Origin of the sequence: Sphingopyxis sp. (assembly GCF_965279755.1) — a bacterium.
GTDB lineage: Bacteria > Pseudomonadota > Alphaproteobacteria > Sphingomonadales > Sphingomonadaceae > Sphingopyxis.
Genome location: NZ_OZ257261.1, coordinates 1,407,258 through 1,425,181 on the forward strand (window position 1 = coordinate 1,407,258; position 17,924 = coordinate 1,425,181).

A 17,924-nucleotide genomic window follows, 5' to 3' on the forward strand; every position below is an offset into this window, starting at 1 on the left:
ATGTTTGTTAGCGGGCGGTCCCTTTGACCTTGCGGGCATCGTCGGCGCGGACCTCGTCCACGACCTCCTTGACCGCGGCGATCACGACATCGGGGCGATCGACCTGGATATAGTGGGTGGCGTCGGGCACCAGTTGCTGACGTCCACGGGTCGAGAACGCCGCCTGCTCGGCATGGAGCGTCTTCCACTCCTGCTTGAACCGAGCGGCCTGCTCCGGTTTCAGCCCGAGTCCCTCCATCTGCTCGGGCTTGAACGGCGCCATGGCCGTCAGGACGATCAACGGACGATTGCCGAAGCTGTGCACCGCGCGGGCATCGTCCATGGTGTCGTCGAAACCGTCGAGCTCGGATGTCGATCCCCGGATCGAACGGCTCCCATAGGCCGCCGATATGACGAGCGCGTCACCAAGTTTGCGGCTGTCGGCTGCGTTCGGAAGCTTGGGCTTTTCGCTACGAGAAATCAGAAAGCGGACAATGCCAGTCCACGCCAACGCGTTCGCCGTGTGCATCAAGGTCGAGGCCCGCTTCGGGTTTGCGTCGATACCCGACACCCTGCCCAATCGCGCGACCTGATCGGGGTGCGAAGGATCGACCATCACCAGCCCGGCGACCTGATCGCCATATTTGCCGACATAGGTCCGCGTGTAGGGCCCCCCGATCGAATGGCCGACAAGCACCAGCTCATCGTTGATACCGGCACCCTTCAACAGCGCGTGCAGGTCGTCGACAACAGCCGACGCCCGCTGCGGCGTGTCCTTGGGATCGCTCCACATGATCCCAGCGCGATCATAGGCACAGGTGCGGGTAAACCCCGCAATCTGATCGTGGACGAGCGTCCAGTCGGTCGTTCCGCCGGTTCCCAGTCCCGATTCCAGAATGACCGTTGGCGATCCCGTGCCACGGCAGTCGATGTGCATCTTGCGCCCGCCGACATCGACCAGTTGGCCGCGCGGCGGATATTTGGCCTCGGCACTCCGGCGGCCGAGCGCCTCGTAAATGGCACCGACAACCAGCGCGATCAGCAGGAGCGCCAGCAGACCGAGCAGGATGCGCTTGAGCCAACGCAGCACGCGCCGCCAGCCTCCCGGTTTTTTCACCGCAGCAGCGTCTGTCATTGCGCACTCCCTTCGATAGCCGTTGCATCTTTCGCCCCACGCGTTGCCCGGGCGAGGCGTGCCATGCCGATCGTCAGGACCGGGACGACATAAACGGCCAGGAACACCCATGAGAGTGTCCGGTATCCGCTGGCGATGAGCGTCACGAGGCCGAACCGGTCGGCGAGAAACATGCAGCCGACGAGCAGCGCCCCGGCGATGCCGCCCCGCGCGCGGCGGCCCAGCGGCGCGCGTCCCCGCGCGCGGCGCGCGGCATCGACGCGCTCGTTGATCGCATGGACCGATCCCGCACCGCTTTCGAGCAGCGCGGCGAAGATCATGAACTGGAAGAGCAGATGGAACAGCGGCATCTTGAGCTGCTGCAACATGAAGTCCGACGGCAGCGTTTCATCGATGATGCCGGGGTAAAAAGCGATCATCGCGACGAAGAACAGGATCGCCGGCGCCATCGCCAGCGGCCCCGCGATCAGCCCCGACACGACGGCGTCGCGCTGGCTGGTCAGATGGCGAATGACCGGCAGGATCACCACCGCGCCGATCACATTATAGCCCGTATAGGTCAGCCCGCCGACGATCCATCCATCGGTGGGCACGGGGATGGCGAAACGCGCGGCAATCTCGTCGCCGAAGCTGCCGAGTGCCAGCACCATGAACAGCGCGTAGACACCGTAAAGGAGGAAGGAGACATATTTGAACAATCCCTCGACCGAGGCATTGCCGAAGGTCACGAACAGCGCGATCGATCCGGCGAGCAGCGCCGTTCCCGCAAGCGGCGGCCAGCCGAATATCGCCGCCCCGATCTCTCCCGCCGCGGCTCCGAACACTGCGAGCACGAGCGTCACGAACAGCACATAAGCGACCTCGAACAGGACCCAGCCGGGGCCCAGAAGCCGCTCGAAGAAGCTGCGGTAGTCGAACGCGCCGAGCGCCCGCGCCAGCGCAAAGGTCGCCGCGCAGATGATGCTCCACAGAATCATGGCGAGCAGCATCGCCGCCAGCCCGCCCCACGGCCCGCTGGGCAGGAAGAATTCGGCGAGTTCGCGCCCCGTCGCATAGCCGCCGCCGATCACAACGGCCTTGAAGGCAAAGCCGGGCAGCAGGAAGCGCTGGAACCAGGTCGGCCCAGCCCCCGTCGCCGTGGCCGTACCCCCGGTCATGCGAGGCAGGCGTCCACGAGGCGATCGAAGGCATCTCCGCCGCGAATGGGATCGGCAACCGGCATGCCAAGCCGCGCGCTTTCCGCCGCCATCAGCGCAGCGGCCTCTTCCGCATCCATATGCGCCGTGTTGAACGAAACCCCCGCACAACGGATCGCCGGATTGGTGCGTCCGCCAAGGCGCAGGTTGAGATCGATCGTCTCCTCGATGCTCGGCAGCGCATAGCCGGGCCGGCCCATCACTTCGGTACGGCCGGGCTGATGACACACGACGATGACATCGGGCTGGCTGCCATGGAGCAGACCAAGCGAGACCGCGGCATAGGACGGATGGAAGAGCGACCCCTGCCCCTCGATCACATCCCAGTGTCCGGGCTCCGCATCGGGGCTGATCGCCTCAGCCGCGCCCGCCTCGAAATCGGAAACCACCGCGTCCATCGGAATGCCGCCGCCGGCGATCATGATGCCGGTCTGGCCGGTTGCGCGAAAATCGGCATCGAGACCGCGCGCGGCGAACGCGCGCGCGATAGCCAGCGCGGTATATTTCTTGCCCAGCGCGCAGTCGGTCCCGACCGTAAGCAGGCGCATGCCCGACCGCTTGCGCCCCGAGCCCACCGACAGGCCGCGCGGCGGGTGCCGGACGTCGATCAATTGCCGCTCGAGACGCCCAGCCAGGTCAGCGAGACCGGGCAGTTCGGCGAGCCGCATGTGCATCCCGCTGACGATATCGAGTCCGGCCTCGAGCGCCTCGACAAGTGCGGGAAGCCATGATTCGGAAATCACGCCGCCGCTGTTCGCAACCCCGATCAACAGCGCCCGCGCGCCACGCGCCTGCGCCTCTGCCGGGGTGAGGCGCTCCAGACCCGTGCTGACCGTCGCGCCCGGCAGGACATATTCGCCGACGCATTTTTCGGGCGCCCAGTCGCGAAGCCCGAGCGCGGTCTTGGCATAGCCGCGTTCGGTCGTGTCGCCCAGAAACAGCAGATATGGTTGCGGCAAGCTCAAGGCCGGAGCGCCGGCAGAAATGGAGGATTGGATGGTCACAAAATTCACCCCGCAAGAGTTCAAGAATCGCAGGCGCCAGAGAGACATCCCAAGAGCGCCATTTATCTCCTGATCAGGCTATAATTTTCTATTTTTGAAATTTCAACTCAATTTGACGGCTGCCGGAAGAAATACGTCCGACGCGATCCTCGACCCCGCCGAACCGATTTAGAAGGCCGTGCCGTAGCCGATGAGGTGAAAGACCAGCGCGATCCACAGCAGGACGACCGAGCTCAGGAGAAGCACGATACTCCAGACGCGCGCGAACTTGCCCGGCGCCCCCCGCCAGACCAGAACGAGGTGCCATATGGCGGCACCGAGCAGGCCCACGAGGATGAGCGGCGTTATGATCCGGAGTGCGATCAACACGCCGTCCAGTTCACCATTCAATGACGAGAAGTCGCCCAGCAGCGCGCTGGCGAAAACGGGCCATGCGACGATCACCGCGACCGCCAGCCCTGAAAGCGCCCGTGTCAGGCGATAGGCCCGCCATTCAGCCACGCTGCGCCCGGGACGCACGCCATAGTGCCGGCGAACCAGCGCCGTGATCGGCCAGAAGAGAGCGGTAAGCAGCAGGGCCAGAAGGCTGACAGCCAGGGCAGGCGTCAGCCAGACGCTCGAGCTGTACCAGGGGACAGGCTCGAACAGCATGAAGGGCGAAGAGGAATCGATCCCGAACCGGACGACGCGGCCGTTTTCCACCTTCGCCGCGAGCCGCATCTTGCCGCCCACCTCGCGCCAGACGAAGGGAGCAATTTCCACCCATTTGCGCGGCGCGCCGCCAATGTCCGACGCCGCCGCGAATATGAGGCCGCCGTCGGCGTCAAGGCCGACCTTGAGCTGGCCGCCGAGTTCGGCCGCTTTCAGGAAGCTCGCTTCGATCCGCCGGGTCTTGTTGTAGGTGCCGACCATCATCCGCGCATGCGCACGCGCCGTCGCTGGATCGACGCGGCCGTCGTGCTGCTCTCCCGGAAAATAGCGATCCGCGAAGGCTTCGAACAAATGGCTGCGGATCGCGCCGGATACCTTGTCCGTACCCGCCGCGTTCATCGACATATAGATGCCGACTTTTTCTTCGGGGAAGATCCAGATCTGGCTGTGGAAGACGATCGAATCGCCGCCGTGCGACAACACTTTGCGCCCGTTGATATTCTGCTCGTAAAAGCCCAGCGCCATGCCGTTGAGCGCGGGGATTGCTCGGGTGATGCTGTTCTGCATGAGGCGCTCGGTTTCGGGTTTCAGCAACGCACCACCATTGTCGAGGTGCGCGATCATGAACCGACCAAGGTCTGAGCCCGTCGCGGCAAGGCCGCCGGCGGGAGCAAAGGCGTTGAGTTCGGGGCGGCCCGGCTTGCCCGATCCGACCAGATACCCGTTCGCGAGCAAGGGTTCGAGCCGGGCGGGCAATTTCGCGCGCATTGTCGAGTGCGTCATTCCCGCCGGCACGAAGATATGCCGCTCGACATAATCGTCAAAGGGCATGCCCGACACGCGCTCGACGATATAGCCGGCGAGCGCGGTCCCGTAGTTCGAATAGGCCGGCGTGGAGCCGGGGGCGTAGATGCGCTCCGGAACCTGCCGCTTCATCGCCTCGGCAAGGGTCGGGATATCCTTGATATCATAGCTGTTGAGCCCGCGCTGGACCTCATCGAAGCCCGCCGTATGGGTCATCAGGTTCCGCATCGTGACCGGCTTGCCGTCATATGCCGGAATCCGGAAATCGAGATAGGTGTTGATGTCCTTGTCGAGATCGATCTTGCCCGCTTCGACCATCTGCATGACAGCAGTCCAGGTCATCGTCTTTGACACCGAAGCCTGCTTGAAAAGCGTCGTCTCCGGGTCGATCGGGCGCCGCTTCGCAACATCGGCGAAACCGAAGCCCCGCTCGGTCAGCGGCTTGCCGTCCTTGACCACGACGACCACGGCCCCCGCCGCACGACCACGCTCAAGCGCATAAGGCATGAAGCCGTCGAGCCATGCATCGACATCAGATTTGGTGAGCGGTCGCGCCGGCAACGCCGTCGCTCCGCTCGCGAGCGGAGCGGCGGCGGGCACTTCGTTCGACGCAGCGGCCCCCGTGAGCAGCGCCAGCGCCAGCACGCCCGCCATCTTGACCGTTTCGATAAATCGCATGTTGCCCCTCGCTCGTCCGGCGCCGCTCCTTTTTCAGGATCGGCACAATGTATTTTCTCAAATTGAAATATTTTTCATTTCGAGACAAGCCATCCGGGGCCAGATTTGTCAATGCCGAATGGGCGCGACAAACGGGCATCCGCCGCGCGGCAAAGGAGAAGCCACTGGAAATATTGTAATCTTTAAGAGGTATCAGCTCTCGATCGGTTGCAGAGACGATTTCAGATCGGCATCGTTAGCCGAGCAAACCGAGAGAATACGGCACGGCCCGTCACCAACCGCGACATAGCCATGCCCCATCGAGGCGTCGAAATAGGCCGAGTCCCCGGTTTTCAGCAACGACGGGGCATATATATCGGTATGGAACTCGCACTCGCCTTCGAGCACGAGGACATATTCCTCGCCCGGATGCCGCATCAATTCGCCGAAATCGTCGATCGACCGCACCTTGATCTCGATGATCATCGGGTTCAGCGCCTTGTTCAGCAGATCGGCCGAGGGATAGGTGTAATTATAGGTCGATGTCTGGATCGACGCCCCTTCGCTGGCAGGCGTGATACTCCGCCGTCCCGTGGTCTGGCGCTGCGGTGCAGCCGTATTCGACACCGGCGCCGCGAACAGACGTGCAATGTCGATGTCCAGCCCGCGGCTCAACCGCACAAGCTTTTCATAGCTCAGCGACATCTTGCCCGTTTCGACTTTCGAAAGCGTCGAGACGGGTATTCCGGTCTTCTCGCTCACCTCGACCAGCGTCCAGCCCTTATCGATCCGGAATTCACGCAGAAAAAGGCCCGGATTATGATCTCCCGGTCCGAGGCGCCCGGCACCGGCCGCTGCATTGTCCCGCCTTGATGGCATAGCATTCCTTTCGACAGATTTTCTCATCTAGCACATATTTGCATCAATGCACTCCGCATCAAGAACGACGTCGCAATGGCCGATATTCGCGACTTGCCGAGGGAATATCCCGGTAAGAGCCCATTTGCCCAGAGGCCCATTCAGGATAAATTTGACAAATTGGAAAATTCTGAAAATGACGAAAGCGATAGCAGCGGGAGCGACACCTTGATTGAGACCGACGGCGGAAATCCGCCAAACCCGCAACCGGTGCACGAATGGCTCCGCGGCGCGCTGACGCTGCTGATCCTCACAATAGCGCTCGCGCTCGCATGGCTCGGCAACCGCCTGCCCGCCGCCGCACCCGAAAACGCACCTGCGACCGAATTCTCCGCGGCAAGGGCCATGCACGATGTCCGGGCGATCGCGACCGATCCGCATCCGATCGGCTCGGCGGAGATCGCGGCCACACGGCAGTATCTGCTGTCGCGCATGACCGCCCTCGACCTGGATCCGGTGCTCCGCGACCAGACGGTCGTCGTAACGCGCCGCAATTCGGCCGACGCCGCGATCGGTGGCCGCGTCCAGAACATCGTCGGCACGTTAAAGGGAAGCGACCCCACGCTGCCTGCGGTGTTGCTGATGGCGCATTACGACACCGCGCCCCTTTCGCCCGGTGCGGGCGACGATACGGCGGGTGTCGCGGTTGCACTGGAGGTCGCGCGCGCGCTCAAGGCCGGCGGCCCGCTCCGCCGATCGGTCATCTTCCTCATGACCGATGGCGAAGAGGCCGGACTTCTGGGCGCCAACGCCTTCTTCGAAAGCGACCCTCTGCGCGACCGCGCGGGCCTGATCGTCAATCTCGAGGCACGCGGCGACAGCGGCCGGGCGCTGATGTTCCAGACCGGCAATAACAACCGCCCGCTTGTCGAAGCCTATCGCCGCAACGCCGCAACGCCCGCGTCCGACTCGCTGATGGTCACGATCTACAAGCAGATGCCGAACGATACGGATCTGACCGCCGCTCTTGAACGCGACTATGCCGGCATGAATTTCGCCTTTGTCGGACACCAGATGGCGTATCATACGCCGCTTTCGACCGCTGCCAGCCTCAATCCCGGCAGCGTCCAGCACATGGGCGAACAGATATTGCCGCTACTGCGCGACTTCGCGCAGGCAAAGACCCTTGGTCGCGGTTCCGGCGACATGGTGTTCGCTGATGTGTTCGGCCAATATTTCATCGCCTATCCGGCGGCACTCGGCTGGGGGCTGGCCGTCCTCGTCATCGGGGCAGTCTTCGCCATGACCGCCACGGCCATCGCGCGCGGCTCCGCGAACTGGCGCGACGTGGCCAAGGGCGCTGGCGCGGCCATCGCTCTGCCGCTCTGCATCGCGACCGCCCTCCTGCTCCTGCAGCGTCTCATCGCGCTGCTACTGAGCGACATCGCGTCGCCCTATGCGGTAACCGGCCAGTTCGCCTGGATCCTCCCCGCTACCCTGTTGGCGGGCCTCGGCACCGGAGCGCTGATGATCGACGCCGCCGTTCGCGGCCGTCGCTGGCTACCCGCGATTTTCGTCGCCGTCGCGGGTCTGCTCGCGGCCTTGCTCGGCGATTTCAGCCCGACCGCGCTGCTGCTCGGCCTTACAGCCGGAGCATTGCTGTTGGTCAGTGCGGGTCGCCCGGCGAGGCTTCCGGGTTGGTTCGCAGGCGCCGCCTCTATACTCGGCGTCGCCGCGCTCGCTCTCCAGATATGGCTTCCGATGGGGGCCCATGCACTCGTCTGGCCCCTCGCGCTGCTGCTGCCCGCGCTGGGGCTGCTTCTATTCGCGCCCGCTCTCGTCGAACGTCCTGCAGCCCTGATCATCCTTGCTGCGCCGGCTGCGCTGCTTGCGGGACTCATGGCACGAACCGGCTATGATCTGTTCGTGATGATGGGGGTGACGGCCCCGGCGATCATGTCGCCTTTCCTGATGCTTGCGGCGTTGGCGCTCGCCCTCTTCCTTTGGCCGCTGCGGGCTTTGCCACGCGTCGGAATGCTTCTGCTCGTCACGGGCTTCATCTTCGGTATGGCTGCCGGGATAAAGGGCCAAACGCCATCAGCGACAAGCCCCGAGCTCGTCGAGGTCTTCCGGATCGCTGACGTCGACACCGGCGACATGCGATGGGCGAGCGGCAAGCTGGACAAGAGCGGATGGGTGGAGGCAACGCTGTCGCGGGACGGTGGGAAGCCCCGGCTGCAGTCGATCGCTCCTCTCGCCAAGGACGATTATTGGGTGGCCAAGGCCAAGCCGTCACCGTTCGTCGCGCCGCGCCTCGACGTGGCGGTGGCCGGGGATGGCGCCGCGCGGCTCATCACCATCCGCGCCGCCAACGCCAACGCCGGGCGATATATGCGAATCCATTTCAAACCCTCGGTCGACCTGACCGGATTGCAACTGATGGATACGCTGGTTCCCGGAACGCTGAAGGCGGGGGAATGGTCGCAGGTCATATTCCATGCCAGCGGTAGCGGAGAGGTTCATCTGACCATGCACGCCGACGGCCCCGGCCGAATGGAGGTCCGAATGGTTGAAGTTCGGGGAGGAGCCCCCGCCAGCGGCTCTCTGCTCCCTCCGCACGTCTTCCCTTACCGGCGGTCGGGCGACAGCATGATCGTCACCGGCAGGATGACAAGCTGGTAGCTCGCCTGCCGGCCGGAACAACAAGCAAGCTCATGCGGCATGAAGAGCGAGTTTGCATATTTCTCAGTCTCCCGACGGCCGGCAACGGTTCGTCGGGTTAGGGCCAATCTCCGAAGCAGGCTCGCGGACTGCGATTCCCGCTGCCGGCAACGACGTCGGGACGGACCGCAGCGACAAACGCAAGCGACCGATTTTTTCTGCTTCCGCAGCAAAGTCATCGCTCTGGAGCAGGCGATCATATGATTGAAACATAAAGGGAAATGGCGCACCCGAAGGGATTCGAACCCCTGGCCTCTGCCTTCGGAGCGGGTACTAACAGGCTACGCTATTCAACGCCAGAGCCTGTTTTTCTACCCTAAGCTACTCATATTGCATCGGAAAGATGAAGATCGCTGCCGCCGATGCTAACCCAGGCCCGCCGGGAATACACCCCCTGTTGCTTACGCGGTGCTTTCGCGGAAGCAGGACGGTTCGAAGAGGTTGCAGCCTATGGGCAGGATCACAAAACGCCTTGTAGAGGCGGCTGTCGCCGAGGTGAAGGACTATATCATCTGGGACGACGAATTGCCGGGTTTCGGCATCCGGGTATTCTCGTCGGGCAAGCGCAGCTACATTATTCAGTATCGGAGCCAAGGGCGATCCCGGCGTCTGACGATCGGTATGCACGGCATCTGGACCCCCGAAATGGCGCGCCGCGAGGCGCGCATTCAACTGGGGCGCGTGGCTCAAGGCGAAGATCCGCAGGAAGAGCGACAGATCGACAGGCAGGCGATAACAGTCAAAGAGCTTTGCACCTTGTATCTGACCGACCTCAACGCCGGGCTTATTATCGGCAAAAGCGGGCGGCCGAAGAAGCAATCGACCATCGACACCGATACGGGTCGCATCCACCGCCATATCGTGCCGCTGATTGGACCGCGGCGGGTCAGAGATTTGGACAAGGCCCACATCAACAAGGCGATGAAGGACATCATGGCCGGCAAGACAGCGGTCAGCGTCAGGACAGCGAAGCTGCGAGGCAAGGCGATCGTGCGAGGCGGCGCGGGAACCGCCGCCAGAACCATTGGCTTGCTGGGAGGCATCCTGACCTATGCCGTCGAGGCGGGGATCATCGAAACCAATCCGGCGTTCGGTATCCGTAAACCGAAAGACAATGTTCGCGACCGCCGGTTATCGGAGGCGGAGTATCGCTTGATCGGCACCAAACTTCGCGACGCGGAGGCCGATGGGCAATATGAAATTGCCGCGCAGATCATCAGACTGTTGGCGCTCACCGGTTGTCGCCGCAGCGAACTCACCAAGCTCCGGTGGAGCGAAGTCGACATCGAAGGCAGCTGCCTTCGCCTCGAAGACAGCAAGGAAGGAAAATCGGTACGGCCCGTCGGCTTGCCTGTCATTGAATGCCTGCAACAACGGAAGATGCCAGAGGCTCGAACCTATGTGTTCCCTGGAACTGGTCGCGACAATGCCTTCGGCGCTCTTCCCGACCACTGGACAAAGATACTCGGCGGATGCGGTCTCGACGATATTACACCTCATGTGCTGCGGCATAGTTTCGCCAGCATCGCGAATGATCTTGGCTTCACTGAAACCACTGTCGCGGCGCTGCTGGGTCATGCCAAGGGGTCGGTCACCGGTCGCTATATCCACACTATGGACGCCGCGCTCATCGCAGCCGCAGACACGGTTGCCGGATATATCCAGGGCCTTCTTGAAGGAGCCCATTACAAGCTGACGGCTTACGCCCTCGATCATGCTTCCCGAAAGCAGGCGCTTGCGAGCTTTCTAGCGGCCGCCGTTGGAGAGGAGCCCGACATCGACGCGAGCGACGAATCTCTCGCCGCTTAAGGCCGGAAAGGGCGCGTCCCTAGCCAGAACCGTTCCTTTAATCGGGTCAATTATGGCTCGGTTACAAGGAGTAAGACATGATTAAGGACGTCACAAAGCCGACAACCGATACGGCAATCAAGCCTCACTACGTGACTACACCGGCTGCAGCCATACACCTTGGCCTATCGCCTCGAACCCTCGAGAAGCATCGATGCTACGGTACGGGCCCAACATATCGAAAGCTGGGCGGCCGGGTGGTTTATGCGATCGACGATCTTGAGGCTTGAGCAGAGCTTGGAACGAGGCGATCGACCTCGGATCCGGGTCTTGGTGTCGTGAGACCTGCCAAACATACTCCGCCTCACACACCCATCAAAACGGCGAAGAGATAGCGAGGAGAAGTATGAGCCGGCGTCGTTATATTCGGTGCTGGCTTTGAACTTCCGGGCTGCTTCTGGCCGGTTGCAGACGGGCCGCTTTCGGGACCAAAATGGAGAACAGCGGACGTTCATGAAGGGCCAAAGCGATCCCGCCGCTTACCCGCTGCTAACTGGCCAGCCTCATTCCACCATGCTGTCACGCGCCAGCTCCGCGCGCATCTTGGCCGCATAGGTTCGCCCAACGCGTATTTCGCTGCCGCCGACCAGCTCCGCGATCAGCGCGGAAAATTGCACCGTCTTCAAACGAACGATGGCGTCTCTGCGAACAATCGCACTGCGATGGATGCGGATGAAGAGCTGGGGCGGAAGGCGTTGCTCCAACGACGTCAGACTTTCCTGATGCAGGTGGCTTTCGCCGTCGCTGAAAATGCGGACATAATCGCGCTCGGCGACGACGTGGGTAACGTCTTGCAGCGAAAGGCGTCGGTAGTCTCCACGCGATCGCACCCAGAAGTCCGATCCGGCGCCTTCGGTCTGCCGAAGCGCGTCACGCAGCGACCTGACCATTTCCTGAAGTTCGCCCACGCGCTCTTCGTTCGAACTGGCTCGCAGCCGGGTGCAGGCGCGCCCGACCGCCACTTGCAGACGCGCCGGTTCGAGCGGCTTGGTGACATAGTCGATAGCATGCGCGTCGAACGCGCGCTGGGCGTGATGGTCGAATGCCGTCACAAAAATCGTCGCGGGCGCGGCGGCGCCAAGCCGTTCGAGAAGCTCGAAGCCGGTTCCGCCCGGCAGCTGGATGTCGAGCGTGATGATGTCGGGGCGCAGGCGGTCGATCAGCATTTCGGCCTCATCGAGGTTCGCCGCTTCGCCCACGATATGGACGTCCGCCATGGCCCCAAGTGCGCGCCGGATGCGGCCGCGCGCGAGCGGCTCGTCCTCGACGATCAGGACCGAGAAGCCGCTCATTCGGTGCGCATCGGCATTTCGATCATCGCCTCCCACTCCCCCTTGCCATTATGGCCTGCTTGGCACTGCCCCCGATTGCCAAACCGTGCGGCCAGCCTTTCGCTCACATTGGCCAGCCCGATTCCTGTGGAGGGATGATCTGTCATTCCGCGCCCCGGTGTCACCTCATTGGTCACCGTCAAGATGAGCTTCTGCTCCATCATTCTCGCATCGACGCGAACCACGATGGGCCCGCGGGCCTGCCCGACGCCATGCTTGATCGCGTTTTCGACGAGAGGCTGCAAGATCAGACTTGGCACGAGCGCACCGGACAAGGGGGCGGGAATGTCGAATGCAAAGTTCAGCCGGTCGGAAAAACGTTCGCGTTCGATCGCCAGATAATCCTGTTGTAGCGCAATTTCCCGGTCCAGACGAACATCGCTGAACGGATCCAGCGTCAGTGTCGTCCGCAGGAATTCGGACAAGACGACGACCATTCGCTTGGCTTCGTTTGGCATGCCTTCCTCGATCAACGCCGCGATGGAGTTGAATGTGTTGAACAGGAAATGCGGATTGATCTGATAGCGCAGCGCCCGCATCTGCGCCGTCAACGCCTCTTCACGGATCGCGGCCAGTCGCCGTTCCTGCTGGCGAACCTCATGGCTGTAGAGCATCGCGACGTAGAGGCATGCCCAACCGAAGAAGAAGGAGCTGTTCTCGATCAAGCTATAGACAAAATCGCGCGGCGCGAACGCGGGCTTCGCCGGCCACATGTACCAGGACGCGATAAGGAAATCGATGCTCGCGGAAAAAGGCGAGCAGAGCAAGGTGAGGACAAAGCACAGCACCGCCTTGTGCAGGAAGGACAAATGGCGCCAGCGAAGGAGCAGCGCCGAAATGCCATAGGTGATAGCGATGCTCGCCCCGATCCAGACGAGCTTTCCCGGCGCCGATATCCACGCGTTGACCCCGACAAAATGCCAGAGGAGGCTCGCGATCAGGAAAACGGAAGACCAATAGACAGCGCCAAGCTGCCGGGTCATCCGGCGCAGCTCGGTCCGCGAATCCGCGTCTTCGGGTGACCCGCTGAGGCCGTCGGCATTCATCCCATGTCTTATTTGCATGTTCCCCCGCCAAGTCGAGTGCCGTTCACGGCGATTCCTAGCCGTTCGCAGATTTTTCGCGCCACTGAAGGGCCGAACCGAGCGGATCGCCGAAATTTCCTTTCGACACGCCCCTTTAGCCGAAACATACGTCCATTCCGGCACTAGCCCCCTCTCCCCGCCAGAAACGAGACGACATGCCATCCTCTCTCCATGCGATTTCCCTGAAAAGATCCGGACTGGCCGCGGCGGCTATCCTGTATGGCATCGCCGTGCCCGCGCACGCCAACCAGTGGCTCGTCTATACCGGCGGCGACCGGCCGAACCGGACCTTCACGGTGATCGACGAGGATTATATCAGCCCCGAGTTCAACAGCGACACCAGCTTCAAGGTCGAGGCCGCGACGATCTACGAGGCCCCCTCGCAGCCCGACTGGTCAACCGCCAACTATCATGTCGACTGCACAAAAAAGACGGTGCGAATCGATCTTGTCCAGATCAGCCCGCGCGACGGCGCGCTACGCCGCGGACCTAACGTTGCCGACCATGCCCCGGCGAATGTCACCGAACATCAGATCGTCACCTTCGCTTGCGACAAGGGCCCGAAAAAGGGTGCCCAGCGCGCCAGTGAACGCGAAGCCAACAATGATCCCCGGAACTTCATCTACCTCGGCCCGATCAGCCTGCCCAAGGTGGTAGATGTCGCGTGGGAGAAATTATGGACCGACGGAAAGCGGCCCGGCTACAGCAGCAATGTCTCGATCGCCGATCAGAACGCCCAGGTCGAAAAGATCATGAAGGAAAAGCAGGCGCTCGTCGCGCAGGCGGGCGCGATCGCCGAGCAGAGCCAGCGCGACGCCGATGCGATCGCAGCCTCGCAAAAGAGCCGCAAGGACCGGATGAAGCGCGAGAAGGAAGTTGCACCCGCCCTGGAAGAATGGATCGGCAAAAGCGAGGCGGAGGTGACTTCGGCATTTGGCCCTCCGGCAAGCAGCAGCGACCGCGGCGCATTGCGTGCGCTGGTCTATCGCCGGACCCACAGCGAAACCTATGACGCGCAGGTCGGACAGGTCGGAAAAACGGCCTATTATGAAAAGCGCGAAAACCAGTTTCACTGCGATCTGACGTTCGGTTTCCGCAACGGCATTCTCGAAGACTATTTCACCGAGGGCGACCGGTGTCAGCTCCTTTGGGGTCCAAAATGATACGTCGCTTCGATCTGCGCCGGATGGGGCACATGCTCCTGATCGCGCTGGCTTGGTGCCTTTGGCCGGCATCGGCGCAGGCGCAGCATTATCCTTGCAACGGTCCCGGCCCCGGCGAACGGCTGGTCGGGATGGCTCCCGGTGGCCCCGGCGTCGCCCCTACCCCGCTGTGCGCACGCGATGACAGCGGTGGAGCGCCTGCCCAGCCCTCGGCGCCTAGCGAACATCATGCGGCCATCGCCTGGCACGTCGACGCCGCCGATGTCTGGGTCGACGGCAATTATACCGGCGCCAATAATGTCGCCGAACAAGGCGCGCTCGACGCATGCAACAAGGTGATGGGCGGTGGTTGTACATCGGCCGGCACATGGTGGAATTCGTCGATCGCGATCATCCGTGACCGGAACGGATATTTCTACAAAGGCTGGGCCGGCGAAGGCGGCGCAGAACGCGACCGCGTGATGACGGAATGTTCGGCCAAACAGCTGCTGCCTTGCGAGCTTTTTGCGACCATCCGCGCCAGCACCAATCGGCGCTTCCCCGGAGCATCGGTACGCAAATATTTTGCCGCGTCGGCGTGGGTTGTCGGCGGCGCCGACGATGGATATAACGCCAAACTCTATGTCGCGAGCGGACTCCGCAACGCCGATGCAGCGATCGCGGCGGCGATCAAGGCGTGCAGCGACGCGACATCGCGTCCGTGCGAAAGCAATGCGCTGACCGGCAACGGCTTTATCCAAGCCTACCGGATGAATGGAAGCGATGACAGCGCGACCGTCGAAACCACGGCCAAGCGCGCGAAAGAGGCCGCGCAGGCGAACTGCAAGAAGCAGAAGAGCACGGCGTGCGAACTCCAGACGCAGTTCGACAGCCGCAAGCCGGGCCTGTTCGTGCATGATTTCGCCAACGCCAAGACGCGAACGTAATGCCGGATGATCCAGCGCACGGCTTCGCAACGAAGACGGAAACGGCAGGGTTGTTTCGATGCTCTTCAATCTGGGGCCTCTGGCCGGATTTTCTATGCCGGCACCGGCAATGGCGGAACGGCGGACGTACCGCATGATGGATCGACCGCTCGGGGCGAGGTGTGCGCCCTGAGCAAGGCGGCCTCATCCGAACGTGCCCTCTCCTTCGGCTTTGCATTGCGTACTAATCGGAAATTCGAAAATGCACGATCCGCCGGCGATCATGATCGAACCGGCCCGATGAGGAGAAATGAAATGCCCAACCGCCATGTCCTGGCCGGAGGCTTCGCTGCCGCGCTTCTCTGCAGCGCTTCAATAGCTGCGGCGAGCGGCTCCATCGCCTCGCCCGAACAGCAGCAGAAAATGGAGAGCTTCGGTGCTTGCCTCGTCTTTCTCGAGAACCGTGCCGCACAGGACAGCAAGAGTGAAGCTCCGCTCACCCGCGACCCCGAAGGCAATCGCCGTGCCGTGACGGTCGAACCCAAGACCAATGGCATCGAGCGATCCGGCGCGGTCAGGGCGCGCTATGGTGCGCGGATCTGGTATTCGAATGGACGGCCCCGCCAAGACCTAAAGCAAATCGAATATCGGGCCAGCTGGGAGGAACATGACTATGAATGCCGGGGGCGAACGCTCACCATAAATACCTCCCAAGGCTATACGCTCGAAAGCTATCAGCCAATGGATGCCGACGAAGCGGCGGGAGATCAGTCCGCGCAAACCGGGCAAACCGGCGACCACCCTCCTGCCTTCCACACCGACTAAGGTGTTTAGTTATATGGCCGCGATCAATTCAGAGGCCGCACCGACTTCCCCTTTAGATGACACAACACCTTACTCAAGCTGACCCGGTTGATTGATCGTGGTTTGGCCGATTGCCGTCGGTCTGTTTCTGGGAAAATGTTCGCCTTAAAGCGGACAGGCAAAGAGGCGGAGACTCTCGAAGCGCCTTGCTGGCTCGTCAATACGGGATAGGCCTTCCATCCCAGCCGTAGAACCCGCCGCTATCCGTCGACGACAGCTGGTCAAAGACGGCCAGAATGTGCATCGCGCTTTTGTCCGCACTAAAGAGCGATGATTCAGCTACTCGCGCCTGAAACGGCTCCGAGAGCGGCGTGTCGACAGTCCCGGGGTGCAGTGCCGCGACGATTGCTTCGGGATTGCTGCGGCCAAGCTCTATCGCGAAACATCGAACCAAGGCATTGAGCGCCGCCTTGGAGGCGCGGTAGCTGTGCCATCCCCCAAGCCTGTTGTCCGCGATCGAGCTGACGCGCGCCGAAAGAAATATGGCGACCGCCCGTTGCCTCCGGGCAAGCAGAGGAAGAAAATGCTTTGCGACAAGCGCGGGCCCGATACTGTTGACCGCAAAGACCTCGGCCATCACCGTGGCGTCGAGCTGCCGGAGGCTCTTTTCAGGACGGATATCCGTTCCGCGATGCAGGAGCCCCGTCGCCACGATCAAGAGGTCGAGAGCGCCATCCATGGCGATTTGACGACCCGCCTCGGCAAGCGTGTCGTCGTTAAGTACATCCATCGTCAGCGTTGTCACATTGGGATGGTGCGAAGCCTGAGGCCGTCTGCTGCCCGCGTAGATGCGGTCAAATCGACCCGATAAGACAAGTTGCTCGACAAGCGCGGCGCCGATGCCGCCGCCGCTTCCGATCACCAAGGCGCGCTTGACGCTCACATGCTGCTCCTGCCGGCCTGACGTCGGTCCGGCATCCAGACGCTCTAATCGGCGGCAGCGCGATATCCCATATGCCTCAAAGGGAAGGTGGAGCGGTGGTTAGAAACCGGCCTCGACCGCGAGCCGGATCGCATCGGCCGTGGTCTCGACGCCGAGCGCGCGCAGCAGAGCAGCGCGGTGCATCTTGATCGTCCGCTCCGATAGCGACAGCGTGAAGGCAATCTGCTTGTTGAGCTGTCCGCTCGCCATCAGCTTCAGCACCTCGCGCTGCCGCGGGGAAAGCGCCTCGATCTGAGCGCGCGCTCGGATGCTCCGTCCCCCAACGGCATCGCCTGCGTCGTCGATCTCGATTTGCGAGCCGAGAAAATATTCAAGGGTCCCGCCGGGGCCGAATATGGGGGCCACCAGCACGGCATTCCGAAATGGCGTTCCGTCCTTCCGGTAGTTGAGGATTTCGACGAGCGCCGGCCTTTGCTCACGGATGGCCGCCCGCAAGGTCTCGGTCAGTTCGGGTTCGGTGGCCGGGCCAGCAAGAAAGCGGCAATTGCGTCCAAGGATTTCGTCCGGCCCATAGCCGGTGAGTGCCGAGAAGGCAGCATTGCACTCGACGATCGGATTGTCAGGCAGGCGCGGGTCGCTGATCACCGCGGCGATCGGGCTGGCCGCGATCATTGTCTTCAATGACATATTTTCTGCCTGCTCTCCCTGGGATGTCCCAAGGGACATGTTGCGACACTTGTCCCCGCTCATGCAAGCCCGCGTCGATGACAATTGCGACGAGCCGGAAAAAATGCGCATGACGCCTCGAATATTGACGGCAGTGAAGTCCTTGCGGGCCAG

The 17,924-nt window shown here is 62.3% G+C and carries 14 protein-coding genes and 1 pseudogene; 6 read left to right on the plus strand and 9 right to left on the minus strand.

The window, feature by feature from the left end:
* Positions 1-7 precede the first annotated feature (7 nt).
* The 5 genes from ACQY80_RS06885 to ACQY80_RS06905 all read right to left on the minus strand — a co-directional run bounded on the left by ACQY80_RS06885 (position 8) and on the right by ACQY80_RS06905 (position 6,305).
* Entirely contained in the window at positions 8-1,114 is a 1,107-nt protein-coding gene (locus ACQY80_RS06885) for an alpha/beta fold hydrolase (protein ID WP_428684950.1), read from the minus strand.
* On the minus strand, positions 1,111-2,271 hold the full coding sequence (locus tag ACQY80_RS06890) for a YkvI family membrane protein (RefSeq protein WP_428684952.1): 1,161 nt from the start codon (positions 2,269-2,271) through the stop codon (positions 1,111-1,113). The genes ACQY80_RS06885 and ACQY80_RS06890 overlap by 4 nt, the downstream gene beginning before the upstream one ends.
* Complete coding sequence (locus ACQY80_RS06895; protein WP_428684954.1) at positions 2,268-3,269, minus strand: DUF1611 domain-containing protein; 1,002 nt, start codon at positions 3,267-3,269, stop codon at positions 2,268-2,270. Before ACQY80_RS06895 ends, ACQY80_RS06890 begins: the two co-directional genes overlap by 4 nt.
* Positions 3,270-3,482: 213 nt before the next feature.
* Positions 3,483-5,447, minus strand: a complete 1,965-nt coding sequence (locus tag ACQY80_RS06900; RefSeq protein ID WP_428684956.1) for a serine hydrolase domain-containing protein — start codon at positions 5,445-5,447, stop codon at positions 3,483-3,485.
* 192 nt (positions 5,448-5,639) lie between these two features.
* Complete coding sequence (locus ACQY80_RS06905) at positions 5,640-6,305, minus strand: helix-turn-helix domain-containing protein (RefSeq protein WP_428684958.1); 666 nt, start codon at positions 6,303-6,305, stop codon at positions 5,640-5,642.
* 207 nt (positions 6,306-6,512) lie between these two features.
* Here ACQY80_RS06905 and ACQY80_RS06910 point away from each other — a divergent pair, with 207 nt between their 5' ends.
* The 3 genes and pseudogenes from ACQY80_RS06910 (at position 6,513) to ACQY80_RS06920 (ending at position 11,188) form a co-directional block, all read left to right on the plus strand.
* Complete coding sequence (locus tag ACQY80_RS06910) at positions 6,513-8,966, plus strand: M20/M25/M40 family metallo-hydrolase (protein WP_428684960.1); 2,454 nt, start codon at positions 6,513-6,515, stop codon at positions 8,964-8,966.
* Between the two features lie 489 nt (positions 8,967-9,455).
* Positions 9,456-10,814 carry a tyrosine-type recombinase/integrase gene (locus tag ACQY80_RS06915; protein ID WP_428684962.1) on the plus strand — a complete coding sequence of 453 codons (1,359 nt, stop codon included), beginning with the start codon at positions 9,456-9,458 and terminating at the stop codon, positions 10,812-10,814.
* Positions 10,815-10,891: 77 nt separating this feature from the next.
* Positions 10,892-11,188: pseudogene (locus ACQY80_RS06920) on the plus strand (helix-turn-helix transcriptional regulator).
* 168 nt (positions 11,189-11,356) lie between these two features.
* Here the strand turns inward: ACQY80_RS06920 and ACQY80_RS06925 are convergent.
* Positions 11,357-12,145: a LytR/AlgR family response regulator transcription factor gene (locus tag ACQY80_RS06925; RefSeq protein WP_428684964.1), complete on the minus strand. Its 789-nt coding sequence runs from the start codon at positions 12,143-12,145 to the stop codon at positions 11,357-11,359.
* On the minus strand, positions 12,142-13,230 hold the full coding sequence (locus tag ACQY80_RS06930) for a sensor histidine kinase (RefSeq protein WP_428684966.1): 1,089 nt from the start codon (positions 13,228-13,230) through the stop codon (positions 12,142-12,144). The genes ACQY80_RS06925 and ACQY80_RS06930 overlap by 4 nt, the downstream gene beginning before the upstream one ends.
* 194 nt (positions 13,231-13,424) lie before the next feature.
* On the opposite strand from ACQY80_RS06930, the gene ACQY80_RS06935 reads away from it, so the two are divergent.
* From ACQY80_RS06935 to ACQY80_RS06945, 3 genes are read left to right on the plus strand one after another with little or no spacing between them, the layout of a single operon-like run.
* Positions 13,425-14,432, plus strand: a complete 1,008-nt coding sequence (locus tag ACQY80_RS06935; protein ID WP_428684968.1) for a hypothetical protein — start codon at positions 13,425-13,427, stop codon at positions 14,430-14,432.
* Positions 14,429-15,358, plus strand: a complete 930-nt coding sequence (locus ACQY80_RS06940) for a DUF4189 domain-containing protein (RefSeq protein WP_428684970.1) — start codon at positions 14,429-14,431, stop codon at positions 15,356-15,358. Before ACQY80_RS06935 ends, ACQY80_RS06940 begins: the two co-directional genes overlap by 4 nt.
* A gap of 6 nt (positions 15,359-15,364) precedes the next feature.
* Positions 15,365-16,162 carry a hypothetical protein gene (locus ACQY80_RS06945; protein WP_428684972.1) on the plus strand — a complete coding sequence of 266 codons (798 nt, stop codon included), beginning with the start codon at positions 15,365-15,367 and terminating at the stop codon, positions 16,160-16,162.
* Between the two features lie 196 nt (positions 16,163-16,358).
* On the opposite strand, the gene ACQY80_RS06950 is transcribed toward ACQY80_RS06945, so the two are convergent.
* Positions 16,359-17,084, minus strand: a complete 726-nt coding sequence (locus tag ACQY80_RS06950) for an SDR family NAD(P)-dependent oxidoreductase (RefSeq protein WP_428684974.1) — start codon at positions 17,082-17,084, stop codon at positions 16,359-16,361.
* Positions 17,085-17,183: 99 nt separating this feature from the next.
* On the minus strand, positions 17,184-17,771 hold the full coding sequence (locus ACQY80_RS06955) for a PAS domain-containing protein (protein WP_428685774.1): 588 nt from the start codon (positions 17,769-17,771) through the stop codon (positions 17,184-17,186).
* Positions 17,772-17,924: the final 153 nt, after the last annotated feature.